At 60.8% G+C, this 2,540-nt stretch carries 2 protein-coding genes; both read left to right on the top strand.

The features are described from left to right. The first annotated feature begins 1 nt into the window (after position 1). Positions 2 to 2,236: a ribonuclease R family protein gene (locus EPO09_RS21305; protein ID WP_290646465.1), complete on the top strand. Its 2,235-nt coding sequence runs from the start codon at positions 2 to 4 to the stop codon at positions 2,234 to 2,236. Between the two features lie 161 nt (positions 2,237 to 2,397). Then, the coding region (locus tag EPO09_RS21300; protein WP_290646468.1) for a 30S ribosomal protein S2 at positions 2,398 to 2,540 on the top strand (143 nt) is incomplete at its 3' end.

Here is a 2,540-nt window from a genome sequence, read left to right as displayed (position 1 = left end):
GATCAAGGTTCGCGTGGTGCGCTTCGATCGCAGGGGGCGCCCTGAAGGGCTGGTGCTCGAGATTGTCGAGCGCAAGAAGACGCCCATCATCGGGCGCCTGCTGCATGAAGGTGGTGCCTGGGTGGTGGCGCCTGAGGATCGCCGTTTCGGGCGCGATATCCTGATCCCTGCCAAGGCCACGGCGAATGCCGAGCCTGGGCAGGTGGTGGCGGTTGAATTGACCGAGGTGCCATCCTTGAGTGCGCAGCCTGTGGGGCGAGTGACTGAGGTCCTGGGTGGGATTGACGATCCGGGCATGGAAATCGAGATTGCCGTTCGCAAGTACGAGGTGCCGCACAAGTTCAGCGAGGACACGCTGGCGCAGGCGGCCAAGTTGCCTGAGAAGTTGCGTGCAGCAGACAAGAAGGGGCGCATTGATCTGACGGATGTGCCCCTCGTCACCATTGACGGTGAGGATGCGCGGGACTTCGACGATGCGGTTTATTGTCAGCCCGCCAGCATTGGTCGATCCAAGGCGCCCAATGCCTGGCGCTTGCTGGTAGCGATTGCGGACGTCAGTCACTACGTCAAGCCGGGTGATCCGCTGGATCGTGATGCCTACGAGCGTGCGACCTCGGTGTACTTCCCGCGCCGTGTGATTCCGATGTTGCCCGAGAAGTTGTCCAATGGTTTGTGCTCACTCAATCCTGAGGTGGAGCGCTTGTCCATGGTGTGTGACATGTTGGTCACGCAAGAGGGTGAGGTTCACGCATACCAGTTCTATCCGGCGGTGATCAATTCGCACGCTCGCTTCACCTATACCGAGGTGGCTGCCATTTTGGGCAACACGCGTGGCCCTGAGGCGCAAAAGCGTGGCGAACTGGTGACGCATCTGCTGCATCTGCATGAGGTGTACAGGGCCTTGTTGAAGTCCCGGTCAGGGCGTGGTGCTGTGGATTTCGACACCACGGAGACGCAGATCGTGTGTGATGACAACGGCAAGATCGCCAAGATCGTGCCGCGTGTACGCACGGAGGCGCACCGTCTGATCGAGGAGGCCATGCTGGCTGCCAATGTCTGCTCGGCGGATTTCATTTCCCGCGCCAAGCATCCTTCTTTGTATCGTGTGCATGAGGGGCCTACGCCTGAAAAGCGGTCCTTGCTCAAGAATTACCTGAAGGCGCTGGGCCTGGGCTTGAGCCTGGGTGAGGAGCCGACGCCGGGTGAGTTCCAGGCAATTGCGCAGGCCACAAAGGATCGTCCTGATGCGACGCAGATCCACACCATGTTGCTGCGCTCCATGCAGCAGGCCATGTACACGCCGATCAACAGCGGGCACTTTGGCCTGGCCTATGAGGCTTACACGCACTTCACCAGCCCGATTCGCCGCTATCCCGATTTGCTAGTGCATCGTGTGATCAAGGCATTGCTAGGTAGTGCCCGGTATGGCTTGAAAGTGCCTGAGGGGGTGGTGTCGTCGGTCTCGACGTTCAAGCGCAAGCCTGGCGGCAAGCCGGGGGCGCCTGCCAAGGGTTTGCCGGCCGCGCCAACAAAGGCGTCAGCTCGCCTCAAGTTGCCGCCTCAGGAGCAGGCAGCCTGGGAGACGGTGGGTATTCATTGCAGCGCCAACGAGCGCCGTGCCGATGAGGCTTCTCGTGATGTGGAGGCGTGGCTCAAGTGCATGTTCATGCGTGAGCGTCTGGGTGAGGAATACGGCGGTACGGTGACGGCCGCCACCAGTTTTGGTTTGTTCGTTCAACTGGATGGTCTTTATGTTGAGGGATTGATCCACATTACCGAGCTTGGTGGTGAGTACTATCGGTTTGACGAAGCGCGCCAAGAGTTGCGCGGCGAGCGTACCGGTGTGCGTTACAGCATTGGGTCGCGCCTGCGGGTGCAGGTCAGCCGGGTGGATCTGGATACCCGCAAGATCGATTTCCGCATCGTGCGCGAGGGTGTTGAGTCGCGACAGGGTGCGTCGCCTGCGGCGAGTCGTCGCAAGGGGCGTGGCGGTGACGCCGCGTGGTCCGGTGAGACCTCGGCTCAGGATGAGTTGGCTGACATTCTGGAGGCAGACCGCGAAGTCAAGCGTGCAGGCAAGGCGGTCGGCAAAGCTGGCAAGCCGGGGGGGAAGGGGCGAGATAGGGGGGGCGCCGCCGAAGTTGCACCAGCTCGCGTGGGGGCGGGTGGGCGTGGCTCATCCAAGGCCGCGGGCAAGAAAGCGGTTGCGCGCAAGGGTGGCAAGGGCAAACGCTGAGTTTCATGCTAGAATGCCAGAGTTTGCCCGAAATGGGTTTGGGCAAATCAATCGCGAAGCCGGCAATTCCCAAGGTGTCGCAGCGCGTTCCGATCCTCTGTTGGGTCGTGTAGCGCGCTGAGATCGCTGTCGGCTTCTAGAACCAACCTCTGGAGCATTCCATGTCCGTATCCATGCGCGAAATGCTGGAAGCCGGTGTCCACTTCGGTCACCAAACCCGCTTCTGGAACCCCAAGATGGCCCCGTATATCTTCGGCCATCGCAACAAGATTCACATCATCAACCTCGAGAAGACGCAGCCTGC

This window comes from Aquabacterium sp. (assembly GCF_004297345.1).
GTDB lineage: Bacteria > Pseudomonadota > Gammaproteobacteria > Burkholderiales > Burkholderiaceae_C > Aquabacterium.
Note: the sequence above shows the minus strand (reverse complement) of the source record. Positions and strands in the feature narration are given on the sequence as shown.